We start from the raw sequence: 1,380 nt of genomic DNA, 5'->3' as shown, positions 1-1,380 counted from the left end.
CGGGTAATTAGTACGAGTTAGCTTAATGCCTCACAGCACTTCCACATCTCGCCTATCAACGTTGTAGTCTTCAACGGCCCTTCAGTTGACTCTAAGTCAAAGTGAGAACTCATCTCGAGGCCTGCTTCCCGCTTAGATGCTTTCAGCGGTTATCAGTTCCGAACGTAGCTACCGGGCAATGCAATTGGCATCACAACCCGAACACCAGCGGTTCGTCCACTCCGGTCCTCTCGTACTAGGAGCAGCCCCTCTCAATTCTCAAACGCCCACGGCAGATAGGGACCGAACTGTCTCACGACGTTCTAAACCCAGCTCGCGTACCACTTTAAATGGCGAACAGCCATACCCTTGGGACCGACTTCAGCCCCAGGATGTGATGAGCCGACATCGAGGTGCCAAACACCGCCGTCGATATGAACTCTTGGGCGGTATCAGCCTGTTATCCCCGGAGTACCTTTTATCCGTTGAGCGATGGCCCTTCCATTCAGAACCACCGGATCACTATGACCTACTTTCGTACCTGCTCGACGTGTCTGTCTCGCAGTTAAGCTTGCTTCTACCATTACACTAACCGTACGATGTCCGACCGTACTTAGCAAACCTTCGTGCTCCTCCGTTACTCTTTGGGAGGAGACCGCCCCAGTCAAACTACCCACCAGGCACTGTCCTCAACCCCGATTCAGGGGCCTAAGTTAGAACATCAACACTACAAGGGTGGTATTTCAAGGTCGGCTCCACAGAAACTAGCGTTCCTGCTTCAAAGCCTCCCACCTATCCTACACATGTAGGGTCAATGTTCAGTGCCAAGCTGTAGTAAAGGTTCACGGGGTCTTTCCGTCTAGCCGCGGGTACACAGCATCTTCACTGCGATTTCAATTTCACTGAGTCTCGGGTGGAGACAGCGTGGCCATGGTTACACCATTCGTGCAGGTCGGAACTTACCCGACAAGGAATTTCGCTACCTTAGGACCGTTATAGTTACGGCCGCCGTTTACCGGGGCTTCGATCAAGAGCTTCGCCTAAGCTAACCCCATCAATTAACCTTCCGGCACCGGGCAGGTGTCACACCGTATACGTCATCTTACGATTTTGCACAGTGCTGTGTTTTTAATAAACAGTCCCAGCCACCTGGTCACTGCGGCTCTCGTTTGCTTACAGAGCAAGTCCTTCACAAACAAGAGCGTACCTTCTCCCGAAGTTACGGTACAATTTTGCCTAGTTCCTTCACCCGAGTTCTCTCAAGCGCCTTAGTATTCTCTACCTGACCACCTGTGTCGGTTTAGGGTACGATTCAGTATGAACTGAAGCTTAGAGGCTTTTCCTGGAAGTAGGGCATCAACAACTTCACCACCTTAGTGGCTCGTCTCGACTCTCAGCCTT

The 1,380-nt window shown here is 51.7% G+C and carries 1 rRNA gene; it reads right to left on the bottom strand.

The window, feature by feature from the left end:
* Window positions 1-1,380, bottom strand: a 23S ribosomal RNA gene (locus ABMY45_RS23750); the annotation flags it as partial.

It is taken from the genome of Pseudoalteromonas sp. XMcav11-Q, assembly GCF_040104525.1.
In the GTDB taxonomy this organism is placed as follows: domain Bacteria; phylum Pseudomonadota; class Gammaproteobacteria; order Enterobacterales; family Alteromonadaceae; genus Pseudoalteromonas.
The sequence above is the reverse complement of the archived record's forward strand: the minus strand, read 5'-3'. Positions and strand labels throughout refer to the sequence as shown.